The sequence below is a fragment of the Halomonas sp. genome (genome assembly GCF_014859505.1).
Classification (GTDB): Bacteria; Pseudomonadota; Gammaproteobacteria; order Pseudomonadales; family Halomonadaceae; genus Halomonas.
The window spans coordinates 1-16,995 of the sequence record NZ_JACUUD010000065.1 but is presented as its reverse complement, the minus strand read 5'-3'; the positions used below and the strand labels follow the sequence as shown (position 1 = coordinate 16,995).

The following is a 16,995-nucleotide window of genomic DNA, read 5'->3' as shown; positions in this document are numbered from 1 at the left end:
TGACCCGCCGCGCCACCCGCCATGCCCCCGCCAGGCTGGAACTGATCGACCTGCGCGGGCGGCCCCGCCAGGGCGGCCTGATCCCGCCGGTGCTCGACGCCATCCGCGAGACCCTAGCCGCCGACCGCCAGGTGCTGGTGTTCATCAACCGCCGCGGCTTCGCGCCGACGCTGGCCTGCCACGCCTGCGGCTGGCTGGCTGAATGCGACGCCTGCGACGCCCGCATGACCCTGCACCGCCAGCCGCCGCTGCTGGCCTGCCACCACTGCGACCGCCGCCGCGCCCTGCCGGAGAGTTGCCCGCAGTGCGGCAGCATCGACCTGCGCCCCCTGGGCAGCGGCACCGAGCGCACCGAGGAGACCCTCGCCGGACTCTTCCCGAAGGTGCCGGTGCACCGCATCGACCGCGACAGCACCCGCCGCCGCGACGCCTTCGAGCAGGTCCTGACTGAGGTGCGCCGCGGCGAGCCCTGCCTGCTGGTGGGCACCCAGATGCTGGCCAAGGGCCACCACCTGCCCCACGTCACCCTGGTGGTGGTGGTCAACGCCGACGCCGGCCTCTATGCCAGTGACTTCCGCGCCCTGGAGCAGAGTGCCCAGCTGCTGGTGCAGGTGGCCGGCCGCGCCGGGCGCGCCGCTCACCCCGGTCGCGTGCTGGTGCAGACCCTGCACCCGGATGACCCCCACCTGCGCCTGCTGGCCGAGCGGGGCTACGCCGCCCTGGCCGAGCAGCTGCTGGAGGAGCGCCGCGCCGCCGCCCTGCCCCCCTTCCGCTTCCTGGCCCTGCTGCGTCTGGAGAGCGCCAGGGAAGAGGCCGCCGGCGAGCTCGCCAGGCGCGCCGCCGCCTCGCTGCGCGGCTGGCTGGCCGAGCGCGAGCTCGCAGTAGACTGCCTCGGCCCGGTGCCGGCCCCCATGGAGCGCCGCCAGGGGCGCTACCACCTGCAGGTGATGCTCAGCGCCGAGAGACGCAGCGCCCTCCACCAGGCCTGCGCCTGGCTGACCCGCTGGCTGGAGACGACCCCCGAGGCGCGACGCACGCGCTGGTCGCTGGATATCGACCCCCAGACGCTAAGCTGACGCCCGCCCTTTAAAGCCGCACCACAATTGCCGATAATGGTCGACCGTGCCCATCCAGGCTCCGCTTCCATGCCCGCGCCGCGGGCGAGCGTCTCGTCATCGCCGGTTCATCGGCCGCTCGCCCCGCCCGGCGCCACAGGACAACCGACGCTCCATGAAAGAGACCATCGTTTCGCTGCTCGAAGACGCCCTCGTCACCCTCAGGCAGCAGGGCGTGCTGCCCGCCGACCTCGCGCCGCCCATCAAGGTCGACCCGACGAAGGACAAGGCCCACGGCGACTACGCCACCAACCTGGCACTGATGCTGGCCAAACCCGCCGGCAGGAAGCCCCGCGAGCTCGCCGAGGCCCTGATCGCCGCCCTGCCCGCAAGCGATGCCGTCCGCCAGGTGGAGATCGCCGGCCCCGGCTTCGTCAACTTCTTCGCCGCCACCGACGCCGCCGCCCAGGTGGTGCGCCAGGTGCTCGACTCAGGCGACGCCTATGGCCGCAGCCTCACCGGCCAGGGCGCCAGGGTGCAGGTGGAGTTCGTCTCCGCCAACCCCACCGGGCCACTGCACGTGGGTCACGGCCGCGGCGCGGCCATCGGCGACTGCATCTGTCGCCTGCTCGAGGCCACCGGCTTCGACGTCACCCGGGAGTTCTACTACAACGACGCCGGCGCCCAGATCAGCAACCTGGCACTTTCGGTACAGGCCCGCGTCAAGGGGCTCGACCCCGAAGACGCGAGCTGGCCCGCCGACGGCTACCGCGGCGGCTACATCATCGACGTGGCCAACGCCTACCTGGCCGGCGAGACCGTCCACGCCGACGACCGCCACGTCACCGGCAAGGGCGATCCGGACGATCTCGAGGCGATCCAGGAGTTCGCGGTGGCCTACCTGCGCCGCGAGCAGGACCTCGACCTCAAGGCCTTCGGCGTGCACTTCGACGTCTACTTCCTGGAGTCCTCGCTCTACCGCGACGGCAAGGTGGAGGCCGCCGTCGAGCGCCTGGTCGAGAAGGGCCATACCTTTGAACAGGATGGCGCCCTGTGGCTGCGCACCACCACCTTCGGCGACGACAAGGACCGGGTGATGCGCAAGTCTGACGGGCAGTACACCTATTTCCTGCCCGACGTGGCCTACCACCTGGACAAGTGGCAGCGCGGCTTCGGCACCGTGGTCAACGAGCAGGGCGCCGACCACCACTCCACCGTGACCCGGGTGCGCGCCGGCCTGCAGGCCCTGGAGGCCAGCATTCCACAGGGCTGGCCCGACTACGTGCTGCACCAGATGGTGATGGTCACCCGCTCCGGCGTGGAGGTGAAGCTCTCCAAGCGCGCCGGCAGCTACGTCACGCTGCGCGACCTGATCGACGAGGTGGGCCGCGACGCCACCCGCTTCTTCCTGGCCGCTCGCCGGGCCGACTCCCAGCTGACCTTCGACATCGACCTGGCGCGCTCCCAGTCCAACGACAACCCGGTCTACTACGTCCAGTACGCCCATGCTCGTGTGTGCAGCGTGATGCGCCGCGCCGAGGCCGACGGCCTGCCCTTCGACCACGCCCTGGCCATGGCGAGCCTGGGCCGGCTCGAGGAGGACCAGGAGAAGGCGCTGATGAACCGGCTGGCACGCTACCCCGAGGTGGTGGAGCACGCCGCCGCCTCCCGTGAACCCCAACAGATCGGCCAGTACCTGCTGGATCTGGCCGCCGAGTTCCACACCTGCTACAACGCGGTGAAGGTGATGGTCGAGGAAGACGAACTGCGCAACGCTCGGCTGGCTCTGGGCCTGGCCACCCGCCAGGTATTACGCAACGGCCTGGACCTGATGGGAGTCAGCGCCCCCGAGGAGATGTAATCCATGGCGACTCGCAAGCAGCCGCCGAAGCGGCGCGGCGCCACCAGCAGCCGCCGACAGCCCGGCAACAAGACACGCCGGGAATGGCGACTGCCCGGCTGGGTGTGGGGCCTGGCCGGCGTGGTGGCCGGTTTCCTGCTTTCCCAGCACCAGCACGGCGTGGCCCCCTGGCAGGTGGAGGACTCGCCCCTGGCCACGGTGCTGCCGCGCAGCGCCCCGCCGGAAACCCGCAGCGAACCCTTGGCACCGGAAGCGCCCAGCGAGCCGCGCATGCCAACCTTCGAGTTCTATACCCTGCTGCCGGAGTCCGAGGTGATCGCCCCGCGCGGCGAGATGCCCGCCTCCACGGCCCGTCCGCCGGCGCCGCCGCCCGCCGAGGAGACGGCCGAAGCCGGCGCCGACCCCATCGCCCAGGTGATCGCCGCCAACCTGGCCGCCGACAGCGCCCCGGAGCCCGCGGCCGAGCCCACCGCCAGCAACGATCACCGCTACATGCTGCAGGCCGCCTCATTCCGCGAGCCTGGCGACGCCCAGCAGCTGCAGCGTCGGCTGCGCGACTTCGGCCTGCTGGCCCAGGTCAGCGAGGTCAAGGCCTCCGGCGGCCAGACCTGGCATCGCGTCCAGGTCGGCCCCTACGATGACAATCGCGAGCTCAACCGCGCCCAGGACCTGATGATCACCCAGGGCATCGAGCCGCTGCTGATCCGCCTGCAGAACTGACCCCACCGGACGGTTGAAATCCTCTCCCGGCGCCCGCATTTCTCCCGAAAGCTCATTCACGGCGCCCGGGCCACCCCCGAGGCGCAGCAAGTCATCGGGAGCCACCCGCTCCCCCAAGGAGATTCCCCTCCATGACCACGATCGTATCCGTGCGCCGCGGTGACCAGGTGGCGCTCGCCGGCGATGGCCAGGTGTCCCTGGGCAACACAGTGATGAAGGGCAACGCCAGCAAGGTACGCCGCCTCTACCGGGGCGAGGTGCTGGCGGGCTTCGCCGGCGGCACCGCCGACGCCTTCACCCTCTTCGAGCGCTTCGAAGCGCAGCTGGAGAAGTACCAGGGCAACCTGGTCAAGGCCGCCGTGGAGCTGGCCAAGGACTGGCGGACCGACCGGGCCCTGCGCCGCCTGGAAGCGCTGCTGGCCGTGGCCAACAAGGATGCCTCGTTGATCATCACCGGCAACGGTGACGTGGTGGAGCCCGAGCGCGGCATCATCGCCATCGGCTCCGGTGGCAACTTCGCCCTGGCCGCGGCACGGGCGCTGCTCGAGAACACCGACCTGTCGGCCAGGGAGATCACCGAGAAGTCGCTGGCGATCGCCGGCGACATCTGCGTGTTCACCAACCACAACGTCACCCTCGAAACGCTCTAAAGGCCGCCACCATGACCCAGATGACCCCCCGCGAGATCGTCCACGCCCTGGACCAGTACATCATCGGCCAGCAGGATGCCAAGCGCGCCGTCGCCATCGCCCTGCGCAACCGCTGGCGCCGCATGCAGCTCGACGCCGACCTGCGCCAGGAGGTGACGCCCAAGAATATCCTGATGATCGGCCCCACCGGCGTGGGCAAGACCGAGATCGCCCGGCGCCTGGCTAAGCTGGCCCGCGCGCCCTTCATCAAGGTGGAGGCCACCAAGTTCACCGAGGTGGGCTATGTGGGCCGCGACGTCGACTCGATCATCCGCGACCTGACCGAAGCCGCCATCAAGCTGGTGCGCGAGCAGGCCAAGGAAGAGGTGGGCCACCGCGCCGAGGACGCCGCCGAGGATCGTATCCTGGACGCCCTGCTGCCGCCGCCCCGCGGCCAGGAGGATGAGCCCCGCCAGGAAAGCGGCACACGCCAGGTCTTCCGCAAGAAACTGCGCGAGGGCCAACTCGATGACAAGGAGATCGACATCGAGCTCACCCAGCAGGGCCCCAACGTCGATATCATGACCCCGCCGGGCATGGAGGAGATGACCCAGCAACTGCAGAGCCTGTTCTCGGGCATGGGCAAGCAGAAGAGCGAGACCCGCCGGGTCAGCGTGAAGGACGCCTTCGCCCTGCTGCGCGACGAGGAGGCCAGCAAGCTGGTCAACGAGGCTGAGATCAAGAGCCGCGCCATCGAGGCGGTGGAACAGCACGGCATCGTCTTCCTGGACGAGATCGACAAGGTCACCAAGGGCAGCGGCCAATCCAGCGGCGGCGAGGTCTCCCGCGAGGGCGTGCAGCGCGACCTGCTGCCGCTGATCGAGGGCTCCACGGTCTCCACCAAGTACGGCATGGTCAAGACCGACCATATCCTGTTCATCGCCTCCGGCGCCTTCCACCTGTCGCGCCCCTCGGACCTTATCCCCGAACTGCAGGGCCGCCTGCCGATCCGCGTCGAGCTCAATGCCCTGACGCCCGATGACTTCAAGCGGATCCTTACCGAGCCCTCCGCGGCGCTGACCAAGCAGTACCAGGCGCTGCTGGCCACCGAGGGCCTGGCGATCGAGTTCACCGACGACGGCATCGAGCGCATCGCCGAGATCGCCTGGCAGGTCAACGAGGGCACCGAGAACATCGGCGCGCGCCGTCTGCACACCGTGCTGGAACGCCTGCTCGAAGAGGCCTCCTACCGGGGCAGCGATATCGGTACGCCGCTGACCATCGACGCCGCCTACGTGGACTCACAGCTAGGCGAGCTGGCCAAGGACGAGGACCTGTCGCGGTATATCCTATGACAGCCCCCATCCCCACCCGAGTGCACTACCACCGCAAGGCTCAGGAGCTCGAGCTGGGCTATGCCGATGGCCAGAGCCATCGACTCCCCGTCGAGTATCTGCGGGTCTTCTCCCCCTCCGCCGAGGTACGCGGCCACGGCCCCGATACCGCCACCCTGCAGGAGGGGAAGAAGTTCGTCGGCCTCAAGGACATTACCCAGACCGGCCGCTATGCCCTCAAGCTGCATTTCGACGACGGTCACGACAGCGGCCTGTTCAGCTGGGACTACCTGTGGTGGCTGATCCAGAACCGTGAGGCCAACTGGGCGGACTACCTGCAGCGCCTGGAAGACGCCGGCGCCAGCCGCGAGCCTCTGGGCATCGAAATCAAGCAGCTCTGAACCGGCGCCAAGACAATCGCCGCCGCAGGACGCTACAATGGCGCCCATCCGAGGCATCGACCTCTCCCATGCAGCGATTCGGGAGCCCCATCGCATGAGCGCCAACCCCAGCTCCAGGGACCAGCAGACCACCCACTTCGGCTTCCAGGAAGTGCCCATCGAGGAGAAGGCCGCCCGCGTGGCCAAGGTCTTCCACTCCGTGGCCGCCCGCTATGACGTCATGAACGACCTGATGTCCTTCGGTATTCACCGCCTGTGGAAGCGACTGACCATCGAACGCGCCGGGGTCCGCCCGGGCCAATGCGTGCTCGACATCGCCGGCGGCACCGGCGACCTGACCCTCAGGTTCTCCCGCCTGGTGGGCCCCCGCGGGCGGGTGGTGCTGGCCGATATCAACGAGTCGATGCTGCACCTCGGCCGCGACAAGCTCCTCGACAACGGCGTCGGCGGCAACGTCGAGTACGTGCAGGCCAATGCCGAGTGCCTGCCCTTCCCCGACAACACCTTCGACTGCATCACCATCGCCTTCGGCCTGCGCAACGTCACCGACAAGGACGCCGCCCTGCGCTCCATAGCGCGCGTGCTCAAGCCCGGCGGGCGCCTGCTGGTGCTCGAGTTCTCCAAGCCCGACAGCGCGATGCTCTCGAAGGCCTATGACGAATACTCCTTCCGCCTGCTGCCGAAGATCGGCGAAGTCGTGGCCAATGACGCCGACAGCTACCGCTACCTGGCCGAATCGATCCGCATGCACCCGGACCAGGAGACCCTCAAGGCGATGATGGAGGCGGCCGGCCTGGAGCGAGTCGAATACAGCAACCTCACCGGGGGCATCGTGGCCCTGCACCGCGGCATAAAGCTCTGAGGTGGGCATGGCGTTGACCCCGACCCTGCCGCTGGCCGGCCTGGAACGCACCCTCAACGCGCTGCTAGCCCGGGACCCGGCAGCGCCCTCGCGCCTGGCCCGGCTAGCCGGTCAGCGCCTGCTGCTGCGCCTGAAGAGCCCCGAGCTGGCCCTGGCCATCCATTACCACCCCCGGGGCCTGGACCTGCTGCGGCCGGAAAGCCTCGAGGAAGAGGCCTTCGATGCCGTGATGGAACTGGACACCGAGACCGCCGGCGCGCTGCTGGGCGGGGCCTCCCTCGAACGGCTGATGTTCCAGGGCAGACTGGCGGTGCGTGGCCGCACCCAGCTGCTGGAGCAGACCCGCGACCTGCTGCTCGATCTCGACCTGGACTGGGAGGGCGAGCTGGCCCGCTGGCTGGGCGACGTGCCGGCCAACAGCCTGGCCCAGGGACTGCGCCGCCTGGGACGCTTCGGGCTGCGCACCCGCGAGGAGTTCTGTGCCGACCTCTCCGAGTACCTGGTAGAGGAGGCCCGCCTGCTGCCCGGCCGCCCCCAGTTGGAAGTGCTGCGCGACCACCTCACCGAGCTCGAGGTCTCCGCCGACCGCCTGGAGGCCCGCCTGGCCAGGCTGCACCGCCGCCTGGCGGCACAGCCGACGGCACAGGAAGACGGGCGGGTAACGCCATGATGCTGCTGCGGCTGCTGCGCATCTTCTGGGTGATCACCCGCTTCCGGCTCGACACCCTGATTCCCCTGGAGCGGCTGCCCTGGGGGCTGCGCACCCTGCTGCGGCTCTCGCCGTTGCGCCTGGTGCCCATCGGCGAGCGCTCGCGCGGGGCCCGGTTACGCCTGGCGCTGGAATCGCTGGGGCCGATCTTCGTCAAGTTCGGCCAGGTGCTCTCCACCCGCCGCGACCTGCTCCCCGAGGACATCGCCGACGAGATGAAGCGCCTGCAGGACCAGGTGCCGCCCTTTCCCGGCGAGCAGGCCCTCGCGGTGGTGGAGGAAGAGCTCGGCATGACCGTGGCACTGGCCTTCGCCCGCTTCGACCCGGAGCCCCTGGCCTCGGCCTCCATCGCCCAGGTGCACGGTGCGCGCCTGCACACCGGCGAGGAGGTGGTGGTCAAGATCATCCGCCCCGGCATCGACCGAGTGATGCGTCAGGACATGGCGCTGATGTACCGCTTCGCCCAGATGCTGACCCTGGTCCCCGAGGCGCGCCGCCTGCGCCCGGTCGAGGTAGTGCGCGACTACGAGGCCACGCTGTTCGATGAGCTCGACCTGCACAAGGAGGCGGCCAACACCTCCCAGCTCAAGCGCAACTTCAAGAACTCGCCGCTGCTCTACGTGCCGGCGATCCACTGGGAGCTGACCCGCCAGCGGATGATGGTGCAGGAGCGCATCTACGGCATCCCGGTGGCCGACATGGCGGCACTCGAGGCTCAGGAGACCGACCTCAAGCGGCTCGCCGAGCGCGGCGTGGAGATCTTCTTCACCCAGGTGTTCCGTGACAACTTCTTCCACGCCGACATGCACCCGGGTAACATCTTCGTCGCCCGCGAGCACCCCCGGGACCCCCAGTACATCGCCATCGACTGCGGCATCGTCGGCAGCCTCACCCGCGAGGACCAGGACTACCTGGCCCGCAACCTGCTGGCCTTCTTCCATCAGGACTACTACGAGGTAGCGGCGCTGCACATCGAGTCCGGCTGGGTCGGCGAGAACACGCGAGCCAACGAGTTCGCCGCGGCGATCCGCACGGTGTGCGAGCCGATCCTCGAGAAGCCTCTCAAGGACATCTCCTTCGGCCAGGTGCTGCTCGGGCTGTTCCAGACCGCCCGGCGCTTCGACATGGAGGTACAGCCCCAGCTGGTGCTGCTGCAGAAGACCCTGCTCAACATCGAGGGGCTGGGGCGCCAGCTCTACCCCGACCTGGACCTGTGGACGACCGCCAAGCCCTTCCTCGAGCAATGGATGCAGGAACGCGCGGGGGCGCTGGGCTTCTGGGAGTCCCTCAAGCGCCAGGCCCCCGAGCTGACCCGCCAGCTGCCCGAGTTACCCGTGCTGGCCCACCAGGCGCTCTCCCAGATGGAACAGGAGAAGCGCCAGCGCCGCCGCCAGGGCGAGGCGCTCAGCGGCATCCGCCAACAGCTGGTACGCGAGGGTCGCCGCGGCCGGCGATTGCGCCTGGGGCTCCTGCTGGTGGCCCTGGCGCTGGCCTGGCAGCCGTTGGCCCAGTGGGCCTCTGCCCAGCCCTGGCCGGCCCTGACCGCCGCCATCATCGGCCTGGCCCTGCTGGCCTGGCACTGACACGAGCTCATGCCCCGACTCATGCCCTACCGCCTTCACGCCCCACAGCAACGGAACCTTTATCCATGAGCGATATTCTCGACCGCCTGCAAGCTGTCCTGGATCAACGCCGCCAGGGGGATCCGCAGGATTCCTATGTGGCCGCCTTGCATCACAAGGGCCTGAACAAGATACTCGAGAAGGTCGGCGAGGAGGCCACCGAGACCCTGCTGGCCGCCAAGGACGCCGAGCACGGGGGAGAAGCCGAACGGCAAGCGTTGATCGCCGAAACCGCCGACCTGTGGTTTCATAGCCTGGTGATGCTGTCGCACCTCGACCTCGACCATCATGCCGTGCTCGACGAGCTGGGGCGCCGCTTCGGCGTCTCCGGCCACGACGAGAAGGCCGCCAGACAGCAATAGACTCACAGGGCCTCCGGACCGGCCGGGGCCCCCGATCCAGAGGAAGCACTCATGTTAGGTGGTATCAGTATCTGGCAACTGCTGATCGTACTCGGCATCATCATCCTGGTCTTCGGTACCAAGAAGCTGCGCAACGTCGGCACCGACCTCGGTGGCGCCGTGAAGGGCTTCAAGAAGGCGATGAGCGAGGAGGAAAAGGCCGAGAAGTCCGAGGGGGAAACAGAAGAACAGGCCCAGGCGCGGGTGGACCACAAGCAAGAGACCAACACCTACGACGTCCAGGCCGAGCGCAAGCCCGAGGAACAGGAAGAGCGAAAATAAGCCGCCATGTTTGACATCGGCTTTCTCGAACTCATGTTCATCGGCGTGGTGGGCCTGCTCGTGCTCGGCCCGGAGCGGCTGCCCAAGGCGGCCCGCACGGCCGGGCTGTGGATCGGCAAGATCAAGCGCACCGTCTCCGGCATGCAGCGCGAGATCAGCGCCCAGCTGGAGGCGGAGGAGCTGCGCCAGAAGCTCAACGAGCAGCAGAAGAAGCTCGACGAGAGCGTGCGGCAGGTCCAGCGCGACGTGGAAAGCCTCGCCGAGCCCGACCGCCCCGCCGAGCCCAACCGCCCCGCCGAGGCCCGTGAACGCGGCCCCGAAAGGGCAGCGCCACCGGGGCCCGAGCAGCGCCTCGACGATGCCCTGGCCCGTGCCCGCCGCGATGGCCAGGGCAGCGATGGCCCCGAAAGCGATGAACGCCCCGTGCCCTCCGCCGCCGACAAGGACGCCTCCTCCCGATGAGCAAGACCGGTGACAGCCCGGAATCACACCAGGCCACGCTGATCGAACACCTGATCGAACTGCGCTCGCGACTGCTGCGCGCCGTGGTGGCGATCCTGGTGATCTTCCTGGGCCTCTACGCCTTCGCCAACGACATCTATACCTTCATCGCCCAGCCGCTGATGGCACTGTTGCCGGAGGGATCGCAGATGATCGCCACCGAGGTGGCCTCACCCTTCCTGGCGCCCTTCAAGCTGACCCTGGTGGTGGCGGTGTTCATCGCCATTCCCTACGTGCTGCACCAGGCCTGGGCCTTCGTGGCCCCGGGGCTCTATGACAACGAGAAGGCCCTGGCGCTGCCGATACTCGCCTCCAGCGTGATGCTGTTCTACGCCGGGGCGGCCTTCGCCTACTACGTGGTCTTCCCGCTGCTGTTCCAGTTCTTCACCCAGACGGGGCCGGAGAACGTGGCGGTGATGACCGATATCAACGCCTATCTCAACTTCGTCCTCAAGCTGTTCTTCGCCTTCGGGGTGGCCTTCGAGATCCCCATCGCCACCTTCCTGCTGATCGCCTCGGGCGCGACCACGGTGGAGAGCCTGTCGAAGAAACGCCCCTACATCGTCCTCGGCTGCTTCGTGGTGGGCATGCTGCTCACCCCACCGGACGTGATCTCCCAGAGCCTGCTGGCGGTGCCCATGTACCTGCTCTACGAGGTCGGCCTGCTGTTCGGCCGGCTGGCACGGCGCAAGAAGCAGCGCAACGAGGCACAGGGCGAGACGAAACAGGAGTAGCGCGGCAGGCCCCACTGACGCAACACCCCCGCCGGATGCGATCCGGCGGGGGTGTTGTCGTTGGAGCATGTCCTGGCGATCAGCGATCCATCAGCTCATCGACGCGGTCGACCAGCTTGAAGATGCCGGTGGCCGCCTCGCTGATGCGAGTCGCCAGCATGTAGGCTGGGGTGGTGACCACGCGGTTCTCGAAGTCCACCACGATCTCCTCCACAGCGCAGCTGCGGTGCAGGCCGCCCATGGCGCTGATGGCGCCGGAGACGCTTGGGTCATGGCCGATGGTCACGGCGATGCCCGGACCCAGCAGCTTTGGCACCATCACCGGGGCGATACACATCAGTCCGATCGGCTTGCGCGGCTTGTGGAAGCCGGCCAGTGCCTCCCTGAGCTCGTCGAGCACCTCCATGCCGGCGCCCGCCTCGGCAAAGCTGGACAGGTTCTTGGCCGCCCCGAAGCCGCCGGGCAGGATCACCGCATCGAAATCGTCGGCGGCCAGTTCCGAAAGCGCCGAGATCTCGCCACGGGCCAGACGCGCCGACTCGGTCAGCACGTTGCGCGTCTCGCCCTTGGCCACCTCGCCGCTGCGATGGTCGATCACGTGGTGCTGCTCGATGTCCGGGGCGAAACAGCGATAGCCGATGCCCAGCTGGTCGAGCCGCAGCAGGGTCAGGGTGGTCTCGTAGATCTCGGCGCCGTCAAAGACACCGCAGCCCGAGAGGATCACCGCCACCTGTTTGCTCATGCCTGTCTCCTTGAAGGGGTCACCCGCCGGCGGGCGGGCCCGATAATCGAACTTCACACTCTAGAGCCAACGCTCGGGTGCGACAAGGCGAGACTTTCGGCGCACCGGCACACTGATATACTCGGAGTCAGCCTCGACCCGTCGTCATCCAACTGACATACCGTGTCGCCACAATGCCCACTGGCCGGCGACCCACGCTGGAGAATCGCCTTGAGTTTCATGACCACCCGACAGTTTCCCTCGACCCGCCTGCGGCGCATGCGCCGCGACGACTTCTCGCGTCGGCTGATGCGCGAGAACACCCTGACATCGGCCGACCTGATCTGGCCCGTGTTCGTGCTGGAGGGCGAGAACCAGCGCGAGGCCGTGCCCTCCATGCCGGGGGTCGAGCGCCTGTCGCTGGACCTGCTGATCGAGGAGGCCCGTGAGGCCTTCGAGCTGGGTATCCCGGCCCTCGCGCTGTTCCCGGTGGTCGATGCCTCGCTGAAGAGCGAACTGGCCGAGGAGGCCTACAGCGCCTCTGGCCTGGTGCAGCGCAGCGTGCGGGCCCTCAAGGAGGCTCTGCCGGGGCTTGGCATCATCACCGACGTGGCGCTGGATCCCTACACCAGCCACGGCCAGGACGGCATCATCGACGAGCAGGGCTATGTGCTCAACGACCGCACCGTGGAGACCCTGCTCAAGCAGGCGCTCTCCCACGCCGAGGCCGGCGCCGACGTGGTGGCCCCCTCGGACATGATGGACGGGCGCATCGGCGAGATTCGCCGGGTACTGGAGCAGGAGCAGCTGGTCAACACCCGTATCATGGCCTACAGCGCCAAGTACGCCTCGCGCTACTACGGCCCTTTCCGCGACGCCGTTGGCTCCTCCGCCAACCTCGGGAAGGCCGACAAGAGCACCTACCAGATGGACCCGGCCAACGGCGACGAGGCGCTCCACGAGGTGGCCCTGGACCTGGCCGAGGGCGCCGACATGGTAATGATCAAGCCCGGCATGCCCTATCTGGACGTGGTGCGCCGGGTGAAGGATGAGCTGAAGGTGCCGACCTTTGCCTATCAGGTGAGCGGCGAGTACGCCATGCACATGGCCGCCTTCGAGAACGGCTGGCTGGATGCCGACAGCGTGATCCTCGAATCCCTGACCTGCTTCAAGCGCGCCGGTGCCGACGGCGTGCTGACCTACTTTGCCAAGCGGGCGGCCCGCCTGCTCGCCCAGTGACGGAAGGGGCTGCGCCCCTTCCAGGACCCGAAGAGAGTTGCCCATGGAAGACCGCAGTCCCGAATCCGCCACGCCCCTGACCGAGCTCCATCCCGTCGACGCGCCGGGCGAAGAGGCCGCAGCCGATGCGCCGGTGCCTCGGCTCAACCAGACACGCACCGGCATCAAGCCCAAGGCGGTGCCCGAGGCGGACCTGGACGACTCGAGCCTCTACTTCAACCGTGAGCTCTCCCACCTGCAGTTCAATATCCGGGTCCTGGAGCAGGCCCTGGACGAGGCGCACCCGCTACTCAACCGCCTGATGTTCCTGCTGATCTTCTCCTCCAACCTGGACGAGTTCTTCGAGATCCGGGTGGCCGGCCTCAAGCACCGGGTGGCGCTGGGCGACGAAGGCACCGGCTTCGACGGACGCACGCCGAGCTCGGTTCTCGCCGAGATCTCGCAGATCGCCCACGAGCAGATCGAGCGCCAGTACCGCATCCTCAACGAGACCCTGCTGCCGGCGCTGGAGGAGAAGGGGCTGCGCTTCCGGCGCCGCAGCGAGTGGACCGAGGCCCAGCAGGCCTGGGTGCGTGACTACTTCGATGTGGAGATCATGCCGGTCATCAGCCCCATCGGGCTGGACCCCTCGCACCCCTTCCCGCGGCTGGTCAACAAGAGCCTCAACTTCATCGTCCAGCTCGAGGGCAAGGACGCCTTCGGCCGCGAGGGAGGACTGGCCATCCTGCCGGCACCGCGCTCGCTGCCGCGGGTCATCGCCCTGCCCGCCGAGCTGTGCGAAGAGGGCTTCAGCGAGGCCGTCTTCCTCTCCTCGATGATGCATGCCCACGCCGAGGAGCTCTTCCCGGGAATGACGGTGCGCGGCTGCTACCAGTTCCGGCTGACCCGCAACGCCGACATGACCGTCGACCCGGAGGAGGTCTCCGATCTGGCCTCGGCGCTGCGCGGCGAGTTGCTGGCCCGCCGCTACGGCAGCGGCGTACGCCTGGAGGTGGTCGATACCTGCCCGGACGAGCTGGCGGCCTTCCTGCTCAAGGAGTTCGCCCTGGAGCAGGACGACCTCTACCGGGTCAACGGGCCGGTCAACCTGACCCGCATGATGGCGCTGCTGGGCGACCTGGAGCGTCCCGAGCTCTTATACCGCCCCTTCATTCCGGGACTGCCCAGGAACCTCAAGAAGAACGGCAGCCTGTTCGATGCCATCGCCGCCGGCGATATCCTGCTCCATCACCCCTTCCAGTCCTTCTCGCCGGTAGAGGAGCTGCTCGCCGAGGCGGCCCGGGACCCCTCGGTGCTGGCCATCAAGCAGACCCTCTACCGCACCGGCGCCGATTCCCCCATTGTCAACTCACTGGTGGAGGCGGCGCGCAGCGGCAAGGAGGTGACGGTGGTCATCGAGCTGCGGGCCCGCTTCGACGAAGCGGACAACCTGGGGCTGGCCTCGCGCCTGCAGGAGGCCGGCGCCATCGTCATCTACGGGGTGATGGCCTACAAGACCCACGCCAAGATGATGCATATCGTGCGCCGCGAGAAGGGGCGATTGCGCTACTACGTGCACCTGGGCACCGGCAACTACCACTCGAAGACGGCCAAGCTCTATACCGACTACAGCCTGCTCACCGCCGACGAGGCGCTCTGCGAGGACGTGCACCAGGTGTTCCAGCAGCTGTCTGGCATGGGCCGCGCACGGCATATCGAGACCCTCCTGCACGCGCCCTTCACGCTCCACGAGGGGATGGTGGCGATGATCGACCGCGAGGCGGAGCATGCCCGCCGCGGCCGACGCGCTCACCTGATCATCAAGTGCAACTCGCTGACCGAACCGAAGCTGATCCAGGCGCTCTACCGCGCTTCCCGCGCCGGGGTGGAGTGCGACCTGATCATCCGCGGCATGTGCTGCCTGAGGCCCGGGATCCCCGGCGCGTCGGAGAATATCCGGGTGCGCTCGATCATCGGCCGCTTTCTGGAGCACACCCGGGTGTTCTACTTCCAGAACAACGGCAAGGCCGAGGTGTGGGCGTCCAGCGCGGACTTCATGAGCCGCAACATGTTCCACCGGGTGGAGACCTGCTTCCCGCTGCTCGACAGGAAGCTCGCCGCGCGGGTGCGCAAGGACCTGGAGACCTACCTGGTGGACAACTGCCAGAGTTGGCGGCTACAGCCCGACGGCAGCTACATCAAGCAGCAGCCGGGCGACGCGGCACCGATCAGCGCCCAGGAGACACTGCTCTACGCCTACGCCGCCAAGGCCTGATGGTGTCAACTGAACATCGTACCCGCAGCGATAGACGCCGAGCGGGAAATGCGGTGCGGGAGGGATCAGCGCTTGAAGGCGGCCAGGTCGTGGGGGTCGAAGCCATCGACCCGCTCGGGCAGGCCACGCTCCTGGCGGGCCAGGCGCACCTTCTGGCGCTCGGCGAGCAGCTCGGCATCGTCATCCAGGGTGCGCCCGTTGAGCTTGGCGAGCTGGGCCATGCCTTGATGGTAGAAGCTGAGAATGGCCAGCGCCGTGCCGTTGCCCTCCTCCACGCCCCGGCGCAGCGCGGGCAGGTAGGCGCTGACCCGTGACAAGTGGTGCTTGAGCTGCCACACGTAGCGCATTTCGGTCATCCAGGGGCGCTCGCGAAGCACCGCGAAGGTCAGGCTGGTCGCCACCAGCCCCAGCAGTACCCCCACCACGTTGAGCCAGAAGCCGCCGTCGAAGGCAAGCTGCAACAGCTGGGCAAAGACCAGCCCGAAGACGATCAGCTGGCCGGCCATGGCCAGGCTGATCATCTTCGCCTTGCGCCGGTAGGTCTCGGGATCGTGGGTTTCGAACCGGAATGACATGGAGCCTCCAGGGTGGCGAGTCGGAAATCGAGGTGATTATCCCGACTCCGCCCCCCGGGGTACAGGACTAGCGCAGACGATCGGCGGCGCTGAGCAGAAGATGCTCTGTGGTCTCCCAGCCGATGCAGGCATCGGTGACCGAGACCCCGCGGCGCAGCCGGCCGGGCACAAGCGACTGCTTGCCCTCGTGCAGGTGGCTCTCGACCATCAGTCCGACCAGGGCCGTTTCCCCCGCCAGGCGCTGGGCCAGCACGTCGAGCAGCACCTCGCTCTGGCGGCGATGGTCCTTGCGAGCGTTGGCGTGGCTGCAGTCCACCATCAGCCGCGGGGTGAGCCCGGCCTCCTCCAGGGCGTGCCGCGACGCCTGCACATGGCGAGCCTGGTAGTTGGGCTCGCCGTGGCCGCCGCGCAGCACCAGATGGGTGTGGGCGTTGCCGAGGGTCTGCTGCACCACCGGGCGCCCCTCCGGATCGAGGCCAAAGTGGCTGTGGGGGTGGGCGGCGGCGCGCATGGCGTCCAGAGCCACCCCGATATCACCGCCGGTGGCGTTCTTGAAACCGACCACGGCATCGAGGCCGCTGGCCAGTTCGCGGTGAAGCTGGGATTCCGTCGTGCGGGCCCCGATGGCCACCCAGGCCAGCAGGTCCTCCAGGTAGGGGGCCAGCATCGGCTGCAGCAGTTCGGTGGCCACCGGCAGGCCCAGGGCGGTGACCTCGTGCATCAACCGCCGCGATACCTCGAGGCCGCGGGCCATGTCATTGCTGCCGTCCAGTTGCGGGTCGTAGGCCAGTCCCTTCCAGCCGACGGTGGTGCGCGGCTTCTCGACATAGACCCGCATCACCAGCAGCAGGCGATCCGCCACGCGAGGCGCCAGCTCGGCCAGGCGCCGGGCGTACTCGAGCGCCGCCTCCGGGTCGTGGATGGAGCAGGGGCCAACCACCACCAGCAGGCGGTCATCGCGGCCGGCGAGGATATCGCGGATCGCCTGGCGCTGGCCCTCAAGTTGCTGGGCCAGGTCGGCCTCCAGGGGCAGGGCACGGCGTAACTCGCCGGCGGTGGGCAGCGCCCGGCTAATGGCGCCCGACGCGACGGCGC

At 68.3% G+C, this 16,995-nt stretch carries 18 protein-coding genes; 15 read left to right on the top strand and 3 right to left on the bottom strand.

Annotation, left to right across the window (positions count from 1 at the left end):
• The 13 genes from priA to tatC form a co-directional block, all read left to right on the top strand.
• Positions 1-1,076: primosomal protein N' (gene priA, locus IBX53_RS10060; RefSeq protein WP_290908712.1), on the top strand; the 1,076-nt coding region annotated here is incomplete at its 5' end.
• Positions 1,077-1,230: 154 nt separating this feature from the next.
• A complete protein-coding gene (argS, locus tag IBX53_RS10055; RefSeq protein WP_290908708.1) occupies positions 1,231-2,916 on the top strand; it encodes an arginine--tRNA ligase in 1,686 nt (561 codons plus the stop codon).
• A gap of 3 nt (positions 2,917-2,919) precedes the next feature.
• Complete coding sequence (locus tag IBX53_RS10050) at positions 2,920-3,636, top strand: SPOR domain-containing protein (protein WP_290908705.1); 717 nt, start codon at positions 2,920-2,922, stop codon at positions 3,634-3,636.
• 131 nt (positions 3,637-3,767) lie between these two features.
• A complete protein-coding gene (hslV, locus tag IBX53_RS10045; protein WP_290908702.1) occupies positions 3,768-4,286 on the top strand; it encodes an ATP-dependent protease subunit HslV in 519 nt (172 codons plus the stop codon).
• An 11-nt stretch (positions 4,287-4,297) separates the two neighbouring features.
• On the top strand, positions 4,298-5,620 hold the full coding sequence (gene hslU, locus IBX53_RS10040) for an ATP-dependent protease ATPase subunit HslU (protein ID WP_290908699.1): 1,323 nt from the start codon (positions 4,298-4,300) through the stop codon (positions 5,618-5,620).
• Complete coding sequence (locus IBX53_RS10035) at positions 5,617-6,000, top strand: DUF971 domain-containing protein (protein WP_290908697.1); 384 nt, start codon at positions 5,617-5,619, stop codon at positions 5,998-6,000. The genes hslU and IBX53_RS10035 overlap by 4 nt, the downstream gene beginning before the upstream one ends.
• Positions 6,001-6,094: 94 nt before the next feature.
• Positions 6,095-6,862, top strand: coding sequence for a bifunctional demethylmenaquinone methyltransferase/2-methoxy-6-polyprenyl-1,4-benzoquinol methylase UbiE (gene ubiE, locus IBX53_RS10030; RefSeq protein WP_290908719.1), 768 nt, complete (start codon positions 6,095-6,097; stop codon positions 6,860-6,862).
• Between the two features lie 7 nt (positions 6,863-6,869).
• The gene (locus IBX53_RS10025; protein ID WP_290908694.1) at positions 6,870-7,532 is read left to right on the top strand and encodes an SCP2 sterol-binding domain-containing protein; all 663 of its coding nucleotides are present in this window, start codon (positions 6,870-6,872) and stop codon (positions 7,530-7,532) included.
• Positions 7,532-9,154 (top strand): ubiquinone biosynthesis regulatory protein kinase UbiB, encoded by a 1,623-nt coding sequence (gene ubiB / locus IBX53_RS10020; protein WP_290908717.1) that lies wholly within the window; start codon positions 7,532-7,534, stop codon positions 9,152-9,154. Before IBX53_RS10025 ends, ubiB begins: the two co-directional genes overlap by 1 nt.
• Before the next feature lie 65 nt (positions 9,155-9,219).
• Entirely contained in the window at positions 9,220-9,555 is a 336-nt protein-coding gene (locus tag IBX53_RS10015; RefSeq protein ID WP_290908691.1) for a phosphoribosyl-ATP diphosphatase, read from the top strand.
• Between the two features lie 51 nt (positions 9,556-9,606).
• On the top strand, positions 9,607-9,876 hold the full coding sequence (gene tatA, locus IBX53_RS10010; RefSeq protein ID WP_290908688.1) for a Sec-independent protein translocase subunit TatA: 270 nt from the start codon (positions 9,607-9,609) through the stop codon (positions 9,874-9,876).
• A 6-nt stretch (positions 9,877-9,882) separates the two neighbouring features.
• Positions 9,883-10,338 carry a Sec-independent protein translocase protein TatB gene (gene tatB / locus IBX53_RS10005; RefSeq protein ID WP_290908685.1) on the top strand — a complete coding sequence of 152 codons (456 nt, stop codon included), beginning with the start codon at positions 9,883-9,885 and terminating at the stop codon, positions 10,336-10,338.
• On the top strand, positions 10,335-11,111 hold the full coding sequence (tatC, locus tag IBX53_RS10000) for a twin-arginine translocase subunit TatC (protein ID WP_290908683.1): 777 nt from the start codon (positions 10,335-10,337) through the stop codon (positions 11,109-11,111). The genes tatB and tatC overlap by 4 nt, the downstream gene beginning before the upstream one ends.
• Before the next feature lie 79 nt (positions 11,112-11,190).
• Here tatC and elbB read toward each other — a convergent pair whose 3' ends face one another.
• The gene (gene elbB, locus IBX53_RS09995; protein ID WP_290908680.1) at positions 11,191-11,853 is read right to left on the bottom strand and encodes an isoprenoid biosynthesis glyoxalase ElbB; all 663 of its coding nucleotides are present in this window, start codon (positions 11,851-11,853) and stop codon (positions 11,191-11,193) included.
• Between the two features lie 210 nt (positions 11,854-12,063).
• Between elbB and hemB the strand changes: the two genes are divergently transcribed.
• Both hemB and ppk1 read left to right on the top strand, forming a co-directional pair.
• On the top strand, positions 12,064-13,071 hold the full coding sequence (gene hemB / locus IBX53_RS09990; RefSeq protein ID WP_290908678.1) for a porphobilinogen synthase: 1,008 nt from the start codon (positions 12,064-12,066) through the stop codon (positions 13,069-13,071).
• Between the two features lie 43 nt (positions 13,072-13,114).
• A complete protein-coding gene (gene ppk1 / locus IBX53_RS09985; protein WP_290908675.1) occupies positions 13,115-15,325 on the top strand; it encodes a polyphosphate kinase 1 in 2,211 nt (736 codons plus the stop codon).
• A 65-nt stretch (positions 15,326-15,390) separates the two neighbouring features.
• On the opposite strand, the gene IBX53_RS09980 is transcribed toward ppk1, so the two are convergent.
• Both IBX53_RS09980 and IBX53_RS09975 read right to left on the bottom strand, forming a co-directional pair.
• The gene (locus IBX53_RS09980; protein ID WP_290908671.1) at positions 15,391-15,900 is read right to left on the bottom strand and encodes a DUF3087 family protein; all 510 of its coding nucleotides are present in this window, start codon (positions 15,898-15,900) and stop codon (positions 15,391-15,393) included.
• Positions 15,901-15,967: 67 nt separating this feature from the next.
• Positions 15,968-16,975 carry a 3-deoxy-7-phosphoheptulonate synthase gene (locus IBX53_RS09975; RefSeq protein WP_290908714.1) on the bottom strand — a complete coding sequence of 336 codons (1,008 nt, stop codon included), beginning with the start codon at positions 16,973-16,975 and terminating at the stop codon, positions 15,968-15,970.
• Positions 16,976-16,995 lie beyond the last annotated feature (20 nt).